12 protein-coding genes are annotated in these 16714 nt (G+C 65.8%); 6 read left to right on the top strand and 6 right to left on the bottom strand.

Going from position 1 to position 16714, the window contains the following annotated elements:
* Nucleotides 1–123 precede the first annotated feature (123 nt).
* Nucleotides 124–1491 (bottom strand): adenylosuccinate lyase, encoded by a 1368-nt coding sequence (purB, locus tag MJ606_RS09145; protein WP_243049225.1) that lies wholly within the window; start codon nt 1489–1491, stop codon nt 124–126.
* Nucleotides 1492–1628: 137 nt separating this feature from the next.
* Here purB and MJ606_RS09140 point away from each other — a divergent pair, with 137 nt between their 5' ends.
* On the top strand, nt 1629–3026 hold the full coding sequence (locus MJ606_RS09140) for a class II fumarate hydratase (RefSeq protein WP_243049224.1): 1398 nt from the start codon (nt 1629–1631) through the stop codon (nt 3024–3026).
* Nucleotides 3027–3053: 27 nt separating this feature from the next.
* Here the strand turns inward: MJ606_RS09140 and MJ606_RS09135 are convergent, their stop codons facing one another.
* The 5 genes from MJ606_RS09135 to MJ606_RS09115 all read right to left on the bottom strand — a co-directional run bounded on the left by MJ606_RS09135 (nt 3054) and on the right by MJ606_RS09115 (nt 6281).
* A complete protein-coding gene (locus MJ606_RS09135; protein WP_243049223.1) occupies nt 3054–3620 on the bottom strand; it encodes a DUF2884 family protein in 567 nt (188 codons plus the stop codon).
* A gap of 130 nt (nt 3621–3750) precedes the next feature.
* Nucleotides 3751–4716 (bottom strand): hypothetical protein, encoded by a 966-nt coding sequence (locus tag MJ606_RS09130; protein WP_243049222.1) that lies wholly within the window; start codon nt 4714–4716, stop codon nt 3751–3753.
* Complete coding sequence (locus tag MJ606_RS09125) at nt 4713–5570, bottom strand: ABC transporter ATP-binding protein (RefSeq protein ID WP_243049221.1); 858 nt, start codon at nt 5568–5570, stop codon at nt 4713–4715. The genes MJ606_RS09130 and MJ606_RS09125 overlap by 4 nt, the downstream gene beginning before the upstream one ends.
* Complete coding sequence (locus tag MJ606_RS09120) at nt 5567–5953, bottom strand: GntR family transcriptional regulator (RefSeq protein WP_243049220.1); 387 nt, start codon at nt 5951–5953, stop codon at nt 5567–5569. The genes MJ606_RS09125 and MJ606_RS09120 overlap by 4 nt, the downstream gene beginning before the upstream one ends.
* Nucleotides 5954–5957: 4 nt before the next feature.
* Nucleotides 5958–6281: a hypothetical protein gene (locus MJ606_RS09115; protein WP_243049219.1), complete on the bottom strand. Its 324-nt coding sequence runs from the start codon at nt 6279–6281 to the stop codon at nt 5958–5960.
* Nucleotides 6282–6579: 298 nt separating this feature from the next.
* Between MJ606_RS09115 and MJ606_RS09110 the strand changes: the two genes are divergently transcribed.
* From MJ606_RS09110 to bcsE, 5 genes are all read left to right on the top strand, one after another.
* Nucleotides 6580–7353, top strand: a complete 774-nt coding sequence (locus tag MJ606_RS09110) for an SDR family oxidoreductase (RefSeq protein ID WP_243049218.1) — start codon at nt 6580–6582, stop codon at nt 7351–7353.
* Between the two features lie 404 nt (nt 7354–7757).
* The gene (gene bcsB / locus MJ606_RS09105; RefSeq protein WP_243049217.1) at nt 7758–9929 is read left to right on the top strand and encodes a cellulose biosynthesis cyclic di-GMP-binding regulatory protein BcsB; all 2172 of its coding nucleotides are present in this window, start codon (nt 7758–7760) and stop codon (nt 9927–9929) included.
* Nucleotides 9930–9947: 18 nt separating this feature from the next.
* Entirely contained in the window at nt 9948–11117 is a 1170-nt protein-coding gene (bcsZ, locus tag MJ606_RS09100; RefSeq protein WP_243049216.1) for a cellulose synthase complex periplasmic endoglucanase BcsZ, read from the top strand.
* Nucleotides 11099–14896, top strand: coding sequence for a cellulose biosynthesis protein BcsC (locus MJ606_RS09095; protein ID WP_243049215.1), 3798 nt, complete (start codon nt 11099–11101; stop codon nt 14894–14896). The genes bcsZ and MJ606_RS09095 overlap by 19 nt, the downstream gene beginning before the upstream one ends.
* A gap of 30 nt (nt 14897–14926) precedes the next feature.
* Nucleotides 14927–16708, top strand: coding sequence for a cellulose biosynthesis protein BcsE (gene bcsE / locus MJ606_RS09090; protein ID WP_243049214.1), 1782 nt, complete (start codon nt 14927–14929; stop codon nt 16706–16708).
* The last annotated feature ends 6 nt before the right edge of the window (nt 16709–16714 follow it).

Below are 16714 nucleotides of genomic sequence, written 5' to 3'. Positions count from 1 at the left end.
TATCAGCCTTGCAAGGAGCGCGGTATTGCTATGACGCTCGTGCTGCGCGACCTGATGAAGCCGGAGAGCAAACTGCGGTGACCGAATGGCGGGCGAGCGGCCTTGCGCCGGCCGCCCGTGCGATCAGATATCGCGCGCCAGCGGCTCGGCCAAACCGATGTACCTGCCCGGCGTGAGATCGAGCAGGCGCTGCTTGGCATCGGCCGGCAGGTCGAGGCCGGTGATGAAGCTGCGCATGGAATCCCTGGTGATGCCCTGGCCGCGGGTCAGCGCCTTGAGCTGTTCATACGGTTCCGGCAGGCCATAGCGGCGCATCACCGTCTGCACGGCTTCGGCCAGCACTTCCCAGCTGGCGTCGAGGTCGGCGGCGAGGCGGTCGGCATTCACGGTGAGCTTGCCCAGGCCCTTCTTCAGCGATTCCAGTGCCACCAGCGTGTGGCCGAACGCGGTGCCCAGCGCGCGCAGCACGGTGGAATCGGTGAGGTCGCGCTGCCAGCGGCTGATCGGCAGCTTCTCGGCGAAGTGGCCGAGCAGGGCGTTGGCGAGGCCGAAGTTGCCTTCGGCATTCTCGAAGTCGATCGGGTTGACCTTGTGCGGCATGGTGGACGAACCCACCTCGCCAGCCTTCAGTGCCTGCTTGAAGTAACCCAGCGAGATATAGCCCCAGATGTCGCGCGCCAGATCGATCAGGATGATGTTGGCGCGGCGCACCGCGTCGCAGTATTCGGCCACGCCGTCATGCGGCTCGATCTGCGTGGTGTAGGCGTTGTAGTCCAGGCCCAGGCTTTCCACGAAGCGCTGCGAGAAACCGCGCCAGTCCAGCTCGGGATAGGTGATGGCGTGGGCGTTGTAGTTGCCCACGGCGCCGTTGATCTTGCCCGGCACTTCCAGCGCGGCGAGCTGCTTGCGCTGGCGCTCCAGGCGCGCCACCACATTGGCCAGTTCCTTGCCCAGCGTGCTGGGCGAGGCGGTCTGGCCGTGCGTGCGCGACAGCATCGGCAGGCCGGCGTTGGCGTGGGCCAGTTCGCGCAGCTGGGCGATGATGCCGTCGATGGCCGGCAGCAGTACCTGCGTGCGCGCATCGCGCAGCATCAGGGCGTAGGAAAGGTTGTTGATGTCTTCGCTGGTGCAGGCGAAGTGCACGAATTCCTTGGCCTGGGCCAGCGACGCGTCGTTGCCGATGCGCTCCTTGATGAAATACTCCACCGCCTTCACGTCGTGGTTGGTGGTGGCCTCGATGGCCTTGATGCGGGCGCCGTCATCGACGCTGAAATCCGCTGCGATGCCCTTGAGCTTTTCGATCTGCGCGGGCGAGAACGCCGACAGTTCCACGATGCCCGGGTCGGCGGCCAGCGCCAGCAGCCATTCGATCTCCACCTGCACGCGGCGGTGCATCAGGCCGAATTCGCTGAAGATGGGGCGCAGCGTTTCGACCTTGCTGGCATAGCGGCCGTCCAGCGGCGACAGGGCGGTCAGGGCATGGGAGGACATCGGGGAGACTTCCGGAGACGGGAAAGGGGGCATTTTACAACAGGCGCCGGCGGCCACGGTCCGGTCCGCTTTTTGGCGGCGCGCTAACGAAACCGGGCCTATAGTCAGGCAACTTTCACCGCAGGAATCGCAAGGATATGAGCCAGTTCCGCATCGAACACGACAGCATGGGCGAACTCAAGGTGCCATCCACGGCCTTGTACGGCGCCCAGACCCAGCGTGCCGTGGACAATTTCCCGATCTCCGGCCTGCACATGCCGCGCGCCTTCATTCGCGCGCTGGGCCTGGTCAAGGCCGCCGCGGCGGATGCCAACCTGTCGCTGGGATATCTCAAGAAGACCCAGGCCACGGCCATTCGGCGGGCCGCGCTGGCGGTGGCCGAGGGCGAGTACGACGACCAGTTTCCCATCGACGTGTTCCAGACCGGCTCGGGCACCAGCACCAACATGAATGCCAACGAGGTGATCGCGCACCTGGCCAACAAGGCCGGCGGCAAGATCCACCCGAACGATCACGTCAACTATGGGCAGAGCTCCAACGACGTGATTCCCACCACCATCCACGTCAGCGCCACGCTCACCACCAGCGAGCAGTTGCTGCCGGCGCTGAAGCATCTCAAGCGCAGCATCGAGCGTCGCGCACGCGAGCTGCGCAACGTACCCAAGACCGGCCGCACGCACCTGATGGATGCGATGCCAGTGACGTTCGGGCAGGAACTTTCCGGCTGGGCCGCACAGATCGGCACGGCGATCGAGCGCATCGAGGACAGCCTGAAGCGCATGCGCCGCTTGCCGCTCGGTGGCACGGCGGTGGGTACGGGCATCAATGCCGATCCGAAGTTCGGGCCGGCCGTGGCACGCGAGCTGAAGAAGCTCACCGATATTCGCTTCGAGCCGGCCGACAATTATTTCGAAGGCATGGCCGCGCAGGATGCGGCGGTGGAGCTGTCCGGCCAGCTCAAGACGCTGGCGGTGGCGCTGATGAAGATCGCCAACGACCTACGCTGGATGAACTCGGGCCCGCTGGCTGGCCTGGGCGAGATCGAACTGCCGGCATTGCAGCCGGGTTCGTCGATCATGCCGGGCAAGGTGAACCCGGTGATTCCCGAGGCCACCGCGATGGTGGCCGCGCAGGTCATCGGCAACGATGCGGCCATCACCATCGCCGGCCAGTCCGGCAACTTCCAGCTCAACGTGATGCTGCCGCTGATTGCGCACAACCTGCTGCAGTCGATCGGCATCCTGTCCAATGTCAGCGTGCTGCTGGCGGACAAAGCCATCGCGGGCTTCAAGGTGAATACGGCGCGGGTGAAGGAAGCGCTGGACAAGAACCCGATCCTGGTCACCGCGCTCAATCCGGTGATCGGCTACGAGAAGGGCGCCGCCACCGCCAAGCAGGCCTACAAGGAGAAGCGCCCGATTCTCGACGTGGCGCTGGAGACCACCGGGCTGTCCAAGAGCGAGCTGCAGAAGTTGCTCGATCCGATGACCCTCACGCGTGGCGGCATCCACGGCAGCGGCGGTGGCGGCGGTTAATGCACCGCCACCGCATGCGCGGTGGCATCAGTGGGAGGAGGTGCGTTCCCGGCACCGCTCGACGCTGGTGGTATCCAGCCCATCCGCATAGGGTTTGAACGCATCCAGCTGCGCTGCTACCGCATCCTGCGCGGCTTTCATCTCGGCAAGGTCATCGCAGATCTTGGCGGCGGCTTGGCGAACCTGCCGGGCCGCCGTCTCGACCTTGTCGCGGGCGGTTTCGGCCGAGTCGCTCCCAGTCACCTTGGCGGCCGCCGCACTCAGCGCCTGGGTGGCGGTGGCGGCACCGGCCTTGCCAGTGGCGAGGGCATCGGCGCGCATGGCCTGGGCCGCACCGTTGTAGCGCTTGAGCAAGGCGCGCTGCGCGTCGTTCACCGGCACGTCGTGGCCATCGATGGACAACTGGCCCTCCGCATCCACCACTGCATCGGGCGCTCCGCCCGTCTTGATGGTGACGCGACCCTCATGCAGCGTGATGCGATGATTGACGATATCGGTATTACCGCCGAACACCTGGGTGTCGTCGCCGTGGCTGCCGCAGGCTGACAGCAGGGCCGCGACGACAAGCAGCAAGGGAAGCTGTCGAGGAGTCATGGGTAGCGTTCCTTCTTCATGCGATGCCGGGAAGCATGCCATGTGGCGTCATCCGCGTGATGTGCCATCGGGCAAGGGAGCCCCGCCAGCACTCCGCCTCCGTGCGGAAGGTGCCAGCGGGGCAAGGCCGTCAGCTGTCGTCGCGTACCCGGCGGAACCAGATGGCCAAGGCAATCATCACTGCGCCAGCCGCCACGCCTACCCACAGGTTGGGCGAGGACAATAGATCCGGGTAGGTGTGCAAGGGCGAGATCATGGCCAGCGGATTGTTGCTATCGACGTCATTGCCGATGTTACCCATGTGGCCATGTTCGAAGAAGAAGCCGGAACCGGGGAACACACTGAGCAACACTCGCAGGATGATGTTTTTCCACATCCAGATAGTGTTCACGCCCGTCGGGTGCAGAACGCTGAAAGTGAGCATCAGCCCGCCCACGACGGGAATCAGTACAGCCCACAGGAACGGCTTGGTGCGTGACCATGACGAGCACAACATCAGCCAGCCAATGGATGGCAGCGCCCACAATGCATTCAGTGGAATGCTGCTGAACAGCGACGCCGTGGCGTGAACAGGGTGGGCGAGCAGCAGTAACTGCCAGGCGTTGACGTGCTGGAAGGCCAGTAGCGTCGCAATGATCAGCAACTGCAGTACACCCACCGTTACGCCAATCAGCACCGAAAATGCGGGAACCAGCAAGCCGCCGCAGACCGCCTTGGACAGCACCGTGTTGATGTTGGAAATGGGTAGCGATTTCCAGAACAGGATGCTGCGGTCGGCGCGGTCGTTGTACAGGCAGCCGATGAAGTAGAACAGCATGACGAAGCCGGTGACTACGAGCACCTGTACTGCGGCGACCATCATGATGCCGTCGATGACGGCAGCGGCTTTTTGCAGGTTTTCGGGGTCGGCATGGTCGATGGCCCAGGCGAGATCCCGGCCGCCGATCATCATAATGGGCCCGTGATTGCCCAACGATGAGACGAGGGCGACCAGGGTAAGCAACAGGTAAATGCCGCCGGCAATCACCGGGGCCCACAGAAAGCCGCCGCGATGCTCCCAGTACTCGCGCTTGAGAAGCCAGTAGAAAGTCTTCATGCGTAAGTCCCTTTCATGGTGGCGACAAACAGGTCGCTGACGGTGGGGCGGCGTACTTCACCCAGGCTCTCCAGGGTGGCGCGGTCGGCACCGTCGAACAGGAAAATGCTCTTGCCGAACACCTGACGCTCGTCCAGCGGCTTCAGCCGCCGGGCCGCCTCGGCCTGGTCGGCGCTGACCATCAGTTCGGCAAAGCGCTCGCCCACGGCATCCATGTCGGTATCCAGCACCAGCTTGCCGTCGCGGATGAACATCAGGTCGGTGAGGATGTGCTCGATCTCCTCCACCTGGTGGGTGGTGACGATGATGGTCTTGTTTTCGTCGAAGTAGTCCTCCAGCAGGCTCTGGTAGAACTGCTTGCGATAGAGGATGTCCAGGCCCAGCGTGGGTTCGTCCAGCACCAGCAGGCGCGCATCGATGGCCATCACCAGGGCCAGGTGCAACTGCACGATCATGCCCTTGGACATCTGTTTCACGCGCTGGTTGGGGGTGAGCTTGGTGCGCGCCAGGAAGGCCTCGCATTTGGCGCGGTTGAAGCGCGGATGCACGTTGGCCACGAAATCGACCGCCTCGCGTACCCGGATCCAGCGCGGCAGCACGGCCACGTCGGCGATAAAGCAGACCTGTTCCATCAGCTGGTCGCGATGCGTGCGCGGGTCGAAACCCAGCACATTCAACTCGCCCTTGAAATCGGTGAGGCCAAGAATGGCCTTCAACGCCGTGGTCTTGCCCGCCCCGTTGGGGCCGATGAGCCCCACGATGCGGCCGGAGTCGATCCGGAAGCTCACGTCGTCCAGCGCCAGCGCATTCTTGTAGCGCTTGGTCAGGCCATGGGCGGTGACAACGGCATTCATGACTGGCTCTCCCCACTGGCCGGCGTATTGTCCGGCGCTTCGCGCAACAGGGTTTTCAGATCCAGCCCGAGGCGCTGCAGGCGGGCGTAAAGCGACGGCCATTCCTCGCGCAGGAACCGCTCGCGCTCGGATTTGAGCAGCGCCTCCCTGGCTCCATCGATGACAAACATGCCCAGTCCCCTCCTTTTCTCAACCAGTTGATCGTCGACCAGTTCCTGGTACGCCTTTGAAACCGTCAGCGGGTTGATCTGGAAATCCGCTGCCACCTGGCGCACAGACGGCAGCGGGTCGCCCTCGTTCAAGGCGCCGTCCAGGATCATCGCCACGACGCGTTCGCGTAGCTGGCGGTAGATCGGGACGCTGTCGTTCCAGGTGATGGTCATACGGTTATTCCTTGCTGATACGGCCGAGCTTGGTGCCAAACGAATAGTAGGGCATGGCCAGTTGGGCCCCGAGCGCGCTGTTGTTGGCAGTGGCGTCGGGGTTCAGCAGCGGCGATATCGTCAGGGTGGCCATGCCGGCGTCGGCCAGCAGCGCGGCGGCGCGCATGTCCTCAGCCGTGGGGTGGACCTCGACCGGAGCCAGGGTGATGACCTTGACGCCGTTGATCTCGCTGGCAGGAAGACTGTGGACGTTGGAGTTGATGGCGGCCAGGCCAACCGTGGTGAACAGGGCGGCGGCGGTCAGTGCTAGCAGGGTGTTCGCTTTCATGGCGGCTCTCCTTTAGTGCTCTCGTGGACCGGTGTTGTAGTGAACTATAACACCATAGTTTGAATCGTCAATAGGGCAGGGCTTGAATTGGCAACATGACTGATGGCCTATAAAGCTGAACGGGCCATGGGGCGGCCCGCGGGCCCGTTCTTGCGCGTTATGGTCCGCTCCGGGGCGGACGCCGGGCAGGGCCGCCCATCAGCCATCGCGGATGACAGGCATCACCCGGACACTGCCTTGGATGCGCCGTGGTTCAATGCGGTTGAAACGCCAGAGGACGGAATCCATGGATCTTGGTTTGAGCGCACGTGTCGTCGTTATCACCGGCGCCAGCAAGGGCATCGGCCTGGCTTGTGCCTTTGCCTTTGCACGTGAAGGCGCCAAGGTGGTGGGGGTATCGCGTGACCTGGCCCACCTGCATGCGGCCCAGCACGACCTGCAGCGCGAAGGTCTGCATATGGAGGTGGCGGCCGCCGATCTGCGCGACAGCGTGGCCGCGCAAATGGTCACCGATTACATCGAGAACGAATTCGGCCCCATCGAGGTGCTGGTCAATTGCGCGGGCGCGGCAAAGCGCACGCCCGTGGCCGAGTTGCATGCCGATGCCATGCATGCATCGATGCAGGCTAAGTACTTCACCTATATGCACATGATCGATCCGGTGATCCGCCACATGGCGGCGCGTGGTCGCGGCAGCATCGTCAACGTGGTCGGGCAGGGAGGGCGCCAGGCCAATCCGTTGCATATCGGCGGCGGCGCGGCCAATGCGGCGCTGATGCTCGCGTCGGTGGGCTATGCCAATGCCTACGCCGCGCAAGGCGTGCGCGTCAACGTGGTCAATCCCGGCATGACCCGCACCGGTCGTGTGCAGGAGGGTCTCGATGCCGCTTCTCGCGCCAGTGGTCGCGGTACGGATGAGTTGCTCGCCGAGCAGTTGGCCGACATTCCCATGGGACGCATGGCCGAGCCCCAGGAGATCGCCAACGTGGCGGTGTTTCTTGCCTCGCCGCTGGCCAGCTACGTCACGGGGGCGGTGATTCCCATGGATGGGGGCAAGGCCTCGGTCATCTGAAAACACGGCCGGCCGTGCCGGTCGTAACTTGCGCTGTCATTGAGCGTGGCGTGGGATATCGCGCCCGCCGAAGGAATGCACATTCCTTCGATTCACGTTTCCTTTATCCACGTTCTTTGATCGTCTCGCCCACGTCACGACGCTTCGGCGCGGATGCGCAAGACTGCAGGTTTGACGTAGGGGATGGATCGAGCGGCAGGCCGTCGTTGGAAGAAGCGACAACGCAGAGCACGGAATCCGTGGCGCGGGCCGACCCGTTCGCAATGTTTCATCACTGACCAAGGCGACAGTCCATGCGGCTCTCTCTTCATGCTTGGTTGGGTGTCCTGCTCTTGGGGTGTGGGCTCGCATGCAGCGCGGGCGCGGCGAACGCCGGCGATGCTGCGGGTGGCGACAAACCGGCGGTGGCCACGCCACCCGCTGCCAGCGAGATCGTTGCATCGGCGAATGCGCCTGCGGGCCAGGCGCGCGATGTTTCATTGAGCCAGATGGGCGCCTATGGCGCGATCAAGCTGCGTGGCCTGGACCCCACCAGCACGTTGAACGTGGCGATCCGCAACGACGAGGTGGTGACGGCGGCCAAGCTCAAGCTCAGCTATACCTATTCGCCTTCGCTGATCTACGAGCTGTCGCACCTGAAGATTTATCTGAACGGCGAGGTGGTCGCCACGTTGCCGCTGGAGAAGGCGTTGGCCGGGCAGCCGGTGACCAGGGAGGTCGATCTCGATCCGCGGCTGTTCACCGATTTCAATCGCGTCAGCGTGCAGCTGATTGCGCACTACACGCTCGATCATTGCGAAGACCCGTATCACTCGTCGCTGTGGGCGGACATCAGCCCGGATACGGTGTTGAACCTCACCACCTCGCGCATCGGTCTACCCAATAGCCTGGCCTTGTTGCCCGCGCCCTTTTTCGACCGGCGCGACAACCGGCGCCTCGTCGTGCCGTTCGTGTTGCCGGCGCAGGTCGATGCGCCGACGTTGCGCGCGGCGGGTGTGGTGTCTTCCTGGCTCGGGGCGCTGGCCGGTTGGCGTGGCGCGCGTTTCCCGGTGGCGCAGACACCGCCTGCGGACAGTCACGCCATTGCGTTTGCCTTGCCCAAGGCACAGCCAGCGGGCCTCAACCTGGGCGAGATCAAGGGACCGACGGTGTGGGTCATGCCCAACCCGGCCAGCCCGCCCGAATCGGGCTACAAGTTGCTGGTGATCGCGGGTCGTGACGAAAAGGAGCTGCAGCTGGCCGCCAACGCGCTGGTGTTGGGCCAGGCGGGCATGTCCGGCAGCGAGGCCATCGTGAAGACGGTGGACCTGGGCCCCGAACGCAAGCCCTATGACGCGCCCAACTGGACGCCGGTGAATCGGCCCGTGCTGTTCAAGGAACTGGTTACCGACCCGGGACAGCTGCAGGCGTCGGGCTTCAACCCACCGGCGATCCGCATCGACATGCGGCTGCCGCCCGATTTGTTCGCATGGGCGCGCCACAGCGTGCCGCTCGATGTGCGCTATCGCTATACCGCACCTTCGGCATACAACGACTCGGTACTCAATGTCGGCATCAACGACCAGCTGCTGCGTTCGGTGCGACTGCGGCCGGCCTCGCCTTCGGGCGTGGAGCGGCAGTTCAATGTGCCGTTGCTGGCAGGCACGGAGGCGCGGGGCGAGGAGGAGATTCGCGTGCCGGCGCTGCATATCGGCGGCAACAACCAGTTCCAGTTCCAGTTCCACATGGATTCGCAGAAGACCGGGCTGTGCGTTTCCACTGCCACCGATAGTGCGCGCGCCGGGATCGAGCCCGATTCCAGCATCGACTTCAGCCAGTTCGTGCACTACACGGCCATGCCGAACCTGGCGTTCTTCGCCACCAGCGGTTATCCGTTCACGCGCATGGCCGACCTTGCCGATACCGCCATGGTGGTGCCCGATACGCCCGATGCGAAAGAGGCGGAGGCCGCGCTCACCGTGCTGGGCCAGCTGGGGCGCTGGAGTGGCTTGCCTGCGCTGCGCGTTTCACTGGTTCCTGCCAGTGCGGTGGACAGCGTGCGCGATCGTGACCTGCTGGTCATCGGCACCGGCTCGTCCAGCGCGTTGCTGGCGAAGTGGGGCAAGGCGCTGCCGATGTTGATCGCGAGCAGCCAGACCGAGCTTTCGCTGCGCGAGCCGTCCACGCCGGATGGCCGTGTGGTGAGTGGCGCCATGGGGCGCGCCGCCATGAGCGTCAACGGTCCCGTGGCGGCCCTGGTGGGTTTCGAGTCGCCGCTGGCCAAACGCAGGAGCGTGGTGGCGCTGGCGGCCAACACGTCGGACCAGCTTGGCAGTCTGCTCGACGTATTGGGTGACGATGCCAAGGTGGGCGAAGTGCGCGGCGATCTCACCGTGGTGCGCGGCAAGCTCGTCACCGCGCTGAGCGTGGGCAACACCTATTACGTCGGCCACCTGCCGTGGTACGCGTGGCTGTGGGTGCATATTTCGCGGTATCCCGCGTTGATGGCGATCGCGGGCATCCTGGCGGGGCTGTTCGTCGCGCTTACCGTGTTCTGGGCCTTGGGTCGTATCGCCGCGCGTCGTCTCGACAGGTGATGCATGCGAGGCGCATTGATGCCGCTGCTACGGGCGCTGCTGATGGGTATCGCGATGATCGCTTCCGCCCGCGCGATGGCGGGCACCTGTGCGTGGCCCGACTGGGACAGCTTCAAGCAGGGCACGTTGAGCGAGGACGGTCGCGTTGTCGACCGCAGCACGCCTCAGCAGGCTACGGTGTCCGAAGGGCAGGCCTACGCGCTGTTCTTCGCGTTGGTGGCCAATGATCGTCCCACCTTCGACCGGGTGTTGAACTGGACCCAGAACAATCTTGCCCAGGGTGACCTCACCGCGCACCTGCCGGCGTGGATCTGGGGGCGTCACGAGGCCAAGGAGGCGACCGGAAGCGACAAGAGCCCGTCGCCGGGATGGGGCGTCATCGATGCGAATCCGGCGTCCGATGCGGACCTGTGGATCGCCTACAGCCTGCTGGAGGCCGGGCGCCTGTGGCATGAGCGCAGCTACACCGCGTTGGGCACGGTGCTCGCACGCACCATCCTGAGCCAGGAGACGGCGGTGCTGCCCGGGCTCGGGCGCACGCTGTTGCCCGGGCCCGTGGGCTTTCATCCGCAAGAAGAGGCGTGGCGGCTCAACCCCAGCTACGTCCCGCTGCAGGTGATGCGGCGGTTGCTGACGGCGCTGCCGCAGCAGGCAGCATGGACGGCTGTCTACGACAGCTCGGTCAAGCTGGTCACCGCTACGGCCCCCCGCGGTTTTTCGCCGGACTGGGTGCTGTATCGGCGCGATAAGGGTTTTCAGCCCGACGAGGCGTCGAAGGCCGAGAGCGCGTACAACGCGATCCGCGTCTATCTGTGGGCCGGCATGCTGGCGGCCGATGCGCCATCGCGCGGCGCCGCGCTGGAGGTTTTTCGACCCATGGCGGACTTCGTGGCATCGCACGGCTTTCCCCCCGAGCGGGTGGACACGCAGACCGGCACGGCCGGCAGCAACGCCGGCAATGCGGGTTTCTCCGCCGCGGTGGCGCCGTACCTGGCGGCGCTGGGACACGATGACCTGGCCCGGGCACAGGCGCAGCGCACACGTTCGCTCGCGCGCGAAGCACCGCTGGGTTATTACAGCCAGGTGCTTGCGTTGTTTGGCCTGGGTTATCTCGACGGGCTGTACCGCTTCGATGCGGATGGCGCCGTGATTCCCGCCTGGACATCGACATGTCCTGCGGCCCACTGATCCCCGCACTGTTGCCGGCGGCGGTGCTGCTGGTGATCGGCGGCGCACCGGCCCTGGTGCTGGCGCAGGCCTCCGCGCCCAGCCCGCAGATGAAACAGTTGCTGGACTCCGCGCGGGTATGGCAAGCCAAGAATCGTCCGGACATGGCGCGAGGCATCGTGCAGAAGGCGTTGTTTATCGATCCCACCCAGCCCGACGCGCTCGGCCTGCTGGGCCAGATCGAGCTGACCTCGAACCGGCCTGCCGAGGCGGCCAAGCTGCTGCAACAGTTGCAGACGCTTTACCCCACCCATCCGGCCACGCTGGAACTGGCCGATGCCTACCGGGTGGCGACCACCGACAAGGTGGCGCTGGCCCAGGCCCGCCTGCTCTCGCGGGCAGGCAAGTCGGACGAAGCCTGGCAGAAGATGCAGGCGCTGTTTCCGCGTGGCGCCCCGAGCGGTGCGCTGGCGGATGATTACTACCGCGCGATGGCCGCCTCGACCGGTGGACGCGACCGCGCGCTGGACGAACTGCGCAAGCGCACCGCGCAACACCCCGATGATCTCGATCTGGCGCTGATCCTGGCCAACCTGCTGACCGATCGCAGCGGCACGCGCCTCGAAGGGCTGAACATCATCTACCGCGTCTACCAGCGGCCCGACAGCAACCGCGCGCGTGCGCTGGACTTGTGGCGGCGCGCGCTCAACAGCGCGGGCAGCGATGATCCCGCGTACTACGTCTGGTACCAGCGCTATCTCAAGGAAGTGCCCGGCGACACGACGGCACAAAGCGCGCTGGCCACCCTGGCCGGGAAGGGCGGCGCGAACTACGTGCCGCCAGCGCAGCCGGCGCAGTCGCCCGCGACGGGGCCGTCTTCCAGATCGACCGCCGTATCGTCGGCTGCCGTGCGCCAAGGCGCGGCGGCGGGAGCGCAGGGGCTCGCCTTGTTGCGCGAAGGGCGCCACGACGAAGCGCGCGCCATGTTCGCACGGGCGCTGACGCTGGACCCCGACGATGCCTCCAAATGGCGCAGCCTGATGGCGACCGCCACGTTCTGGGGCACGCTGTCGAAAGCGCGCGCCGCCAATGAGCAGGGACACCCGGCGCAGGCCGAGCAACTGGCGCGCGAGGCGCTGCGCCAGCAGCCGAACCAGGTCGATGCCAAGCGCGTGCTGGCCACTGCACTGATCGCGCAGAAGCAGTGGGGCGAGGCGGAGGCGGTGCTGCGCCCCTTGGTGGAGGCGCCGCAGCCGGACGTGGATGCACTGGAGCTGCTGGCCAAGCTGTTGATCGAGACGCAGCGCGCCGACGAGGTCACGCCGCTGATCGATCGCGCGGAACGGCGCTATGCGGGTTCCAGCGAGGCCATGCGCAAGTTGCGCGCGCAGTTGCTGTCGATCCAGGCCGACCAGTTCATGGCGCAGGAGAAGCACGGCGCGGCGCTGCTGACGCTGGAGGAGGCCGTGCGGCTCACCCCGCAGGATGCGTGGCTGCGCTACACCCTGGCCCGGCAATATCGCGATATGGGCCTGCCCGCGCTGGGGCGCTCGGTGATGCAGGATGGACTGCAGGTCGCGCCAACGCCGGACATGCGCTATGCCAGCGCGCTCTATCTCAACTCGCTGGACGACATCGATACCGCCGGCACGGTGTTGGCGCAGGTGCCCGAGGCGGATCGCTCCGCGGGCATGCGCGAACTGGCCGCCAACCTCAAGGCACAGCGCGACCTGCGCGAAGTGCGCCAGCTGGCAGTGCAGGGACGACGGCAGGAGGCGGGGCAACGGCTCGATCGCGTTGCCGCCGAAGCGCGCGACGACCCGCAGATGCTGGCCAGCGTGGGGCGCGAGTGGATCGCGTTGGGCGAGCCGGACAAGGGCCTGAAGCTGGTGCGCGATTGGCTCGATGCGCATCCCGGTGATCCGGCGATCGGCGTGCGCCTGCGCTATGGCGAGCTGCTGGCGGCCGCCAACCGCGATGACGCACTGCCCGCATGGATGGCCGAGGTGCGTGCGCGTCCCGGCGTGACTCCCGAACAGCAGGCACAGCTCGACGATCAGCTGCTGCGGCTTTCGTTGCGTACCGCGGGGCGGCAGATCGATGCCGGTGACCTGGAGGGCGCCGGGCGCACGCTGGACGCGGTGCCGGCGGCGGGCAAGGCCGATCGCCGCTGGCTGCTGGCGCAGGTGGACTTGCTGGAGGCGAAGCGCGATTACCGGGGCGCCGAAGCCGTCGCGCGCCAGCTGCTGGCGACGCATCCCGGCGACGCCGATGCGCCGCTGGCCATCGCCCGCATGCAGGCCCATCTTGGGCAGCGCAAGCAGGCGGAGCAGACCGTGCGTGAGGTGCTGGCCGATACCGCCGACGACGACGTGGATACGCGCCTGGCCATTGCGCGGCGCTATACCGCGCTGGGCCGGAGCGACGATGCGCGGGCGGTGGTCGATCCGCTGCGCCAGCAATATCCCGATCGTTCCGATGTCACCTTGCAGTCGGGCCGCGTGGCGCAGTCGCAGGGCGACTTCAATGGCGCCGCTGGGCTCTATCGCACGGCATTGACGCAGGAGCAGGGCGAGGGCGAGACGCCCAGTCCAGTGGACGGCCTGACTTCCGCGGGCCGCGCGCTGCAAGGGTTGGATGATCGGCGCCAGGGGCAGGTGGCCACCGCGGTGATCCAGTCCAACGAATCCGGCAGCAGTGGCATGTCACGACTGGACGACACCGAGATCCCGATCTACCTGCGCATTCCGGACGGCTATACCGGGCACTACTTCTTCCACGCCGACACGGTGTTGCTCAATGCCGGCCGCCTGCCGGCCGACCAGTTCGATCCCGCCTACAAGTACGGCCAGATCGCCGCGCTGGGCAACGCGGGCCTGCTGCCGGCGCAGCAGAACGACAAGGGCGTGGCATTGGCGGCGGGCTACGATTTCGATGGCGCCAACAACAGCTGGCGTGCCGACATCGGCACGACGCCGCTGGGTTTTACCGTGCCCCATCTGCTGGGCGGTTTTTTGTATCGCCACGATTTCTATGATGCCTCGGTGACGGTGGATGCCTCGCGTCGGCCAGTCACCAGCAGCATGGTGTCCTACGCGGGCGCCAGGGATCCCGCTTCGGGCGAAACCTGGGGCGGCGTGGTGCGCAGCGGTGTCACCGTGCGCGGCGCGCGGGACGTGGGCATCACCACGTTGTTCGCCTCGGTGGGTTATGGCGTGCTCACCGGTCGCAACACCGAGGACAACCACGAGTTCAAGGTGCGTACCGGCATCGACTGGCCGGTATTCGTCCAGCCGGACCAGCGTTTCAGCAGCGGGCTGGTGATCAACTACTGGCATTACGACAACAACCAGCACTTCTATACCTTCGGCAACGGTGGCTACTACAGCCCGCAGAAGTACTTCTCCGTCTCCATTCCGCTGGACTGGACAGGTCGCCACGGCCGCTGGTCGTGGGAACTGGAAGCCTCGCTGGGCCAGTCGTGGACGCGCGAGGACGAATCACCGTACTTCCCCACGCGTCCCGACCTGCAGCAACAGGCGCTGGCCCGCATGGAGGCGGCCGACCTTGGCTCGCCGTATTTCGGCGGCGGTGCCGGCGGTGGCTTCAGCTACACCGTGGCTGGGGCGCTGGAGTACCGCATGACACCGCACTGGGTGATCGGCACGCGCTTCAAGCTCGACCGTTCACGCGATTACGCCCCCAACCTTGGCACGATCTATCTGCGCTATTTCTTCGATCGGCAGCGTTTGCCGGTGCCGTACCCACCGAACCCGGTGAAACCATATTCCGCGTACTGACCGGCAGCGCCGCCACCTGGGATGAACACCGTGACGAATCTTCCCGAACAAGCGCCTGAACCACCGCAACGCCACTTTGCGCCGGCCAGGCTGCGCCTGAACCAGTCGTTGGCCATCGATGGGCTGCCACCGTCGCTGGCCGCGATGGCGACGGGATACGTCTATGCGGTGTACGCAAGCCGCTCGCCCGCACGCGACGCGCTGTTCTGGAAGACCGCGGCCCACGCCTTGCTCACGCCGGTGAACGTGTTGTCCACGCGTTCGCCGGACGACGTGGCACTGGCGTTGAAGCTGCACGGCCTGGATATCGACCAGCCCGGCGCGGTGCATCCGCGTTCCAATGTGTGCGCCCTGCGCATGTCGCCCGATCGTGACGGTTGCGACGTATTGATCGAGGCACTGCAGGCCATGTCCGAGCAGTGCGCCTCGCCGGCCACGCAGTTCCTCATCGAAGGTGCTGCGGCGTGTTTTGCCTGGCAGGATCGCGCCAGGCTGATTCACCAGGGCGCGGCCTTGGCCGAGTGGTGCAGCAAAACCCGGCACAGCGTGCTGCTGGTGATGCTGCCGCCATTGGTGGAGCAGGGTGGTTTCCTGCCGTTGACCGATTTCCAGATCCGCTTTGGCGGCGCGGCGCAGCTACGCCAGGTGCAAGGCGAGTTTCGCTGGGAGGTGGCGTTCTGGCGCGGCAACAGCGGCACCCTGACGGGCAGTGAATCGATCCCCCTGCGTTTCTCGCCCACCGATCACCGACTGGTGGCAGTGATTGACGAAACGCAGCCATGCACCGGGTTGCTGGCGCCCGACGAGGCCGTGGTGATGGTGTCGCGCGACGCCATCATGCATGAGCGCTCGGCCCCCAGCGACTGGCGGATACTGCCCGACAATGACGCCCTGGTGGCGGCGGCCAGCCAGGCCGTGGCCGCCACCGTGGTGCTGCATTACGGCATCCGCGAAAACCTGGCCAAGCTGGCCAAGCAGGTGAACTTTCTGCGCCGGCAAGGCGGCAGGGCACTGAAGATTCTCATCCGCGAGGACAACGTCAGCATCCGCTACGAGTTGCTGCTGTTGAGCCTGGGGGCCAACGCCATCATCCCACGCGGCACCTCCATGGCCCAGGTGCAGATCCGCATCGATGGCGTGCAGGGCCAATTGTTCTCGCGCCCGGTGCCGGAGGACTATCGCGCCGCACTCGCCGCCGCGATGCGCGACTCCACCACCGGCTACGTACCCGCGCAACGTTTTGCAAGCCTGGTGCGCGAGGCGATCGAGCGCAGTCGCCCCATTCGCCTGCCGAACGTGCTGTTGCAGCTGAAGCTGGAAACGAACGTGGCGGGGCTCGACGCGGTGAGAGCGTGCCGGGTGCGCCGTGCCGGCGACCTGTGCACGGCCAGCGGCGACAGCGTCTACGTATTTTTCTTCGCTTGCCACGTCGATGATGCCGCCAAGGCGATCGGCAAGGTGTTTGACCGACCCTTGGCGGAACTGTTCCGTGGCGAGCTGCGTTGCGGCGATCGCGATTCGATCATGGCCGCGCTGGAAGCGCTGGAAAACGAAATCGCCGAGTTGCCGCCGCCGGATTATTCCGGCCTGGTGGAATCGACTCAGGTCGCCGTGGCTCCGGCCGACGGCGACATCGCTTATGCAGAGGGGCTGCCCGTCGCGGAGTCCACCGGCGCACCGGCAACGGCATCCAGCAGCCTGCCCCTATGGGGCCTCGCGGATACGAGCGGGGAGGATCCGGAGACTGCCGTTTCCACGGCGATGGTGCGTCCTCCACGTCCCGCTTCACTGCCGCTCAAGGCGGGGGGATAGCAGCGT

Origin of the sequence: Dyella sp. RRB7 (genome assembly GCF_022761115.1) — a bacterium.
In the GTDB taxonomy this organism is placed as follows: Bacteria; Pseudomonadota; Gammaproteobacteria; order Xanthomonadales; family Rhodanobacteraceae; genus Dyella.
This window is presented reverse-complemented; position numbering and strand designations above follow the sequence as displayed.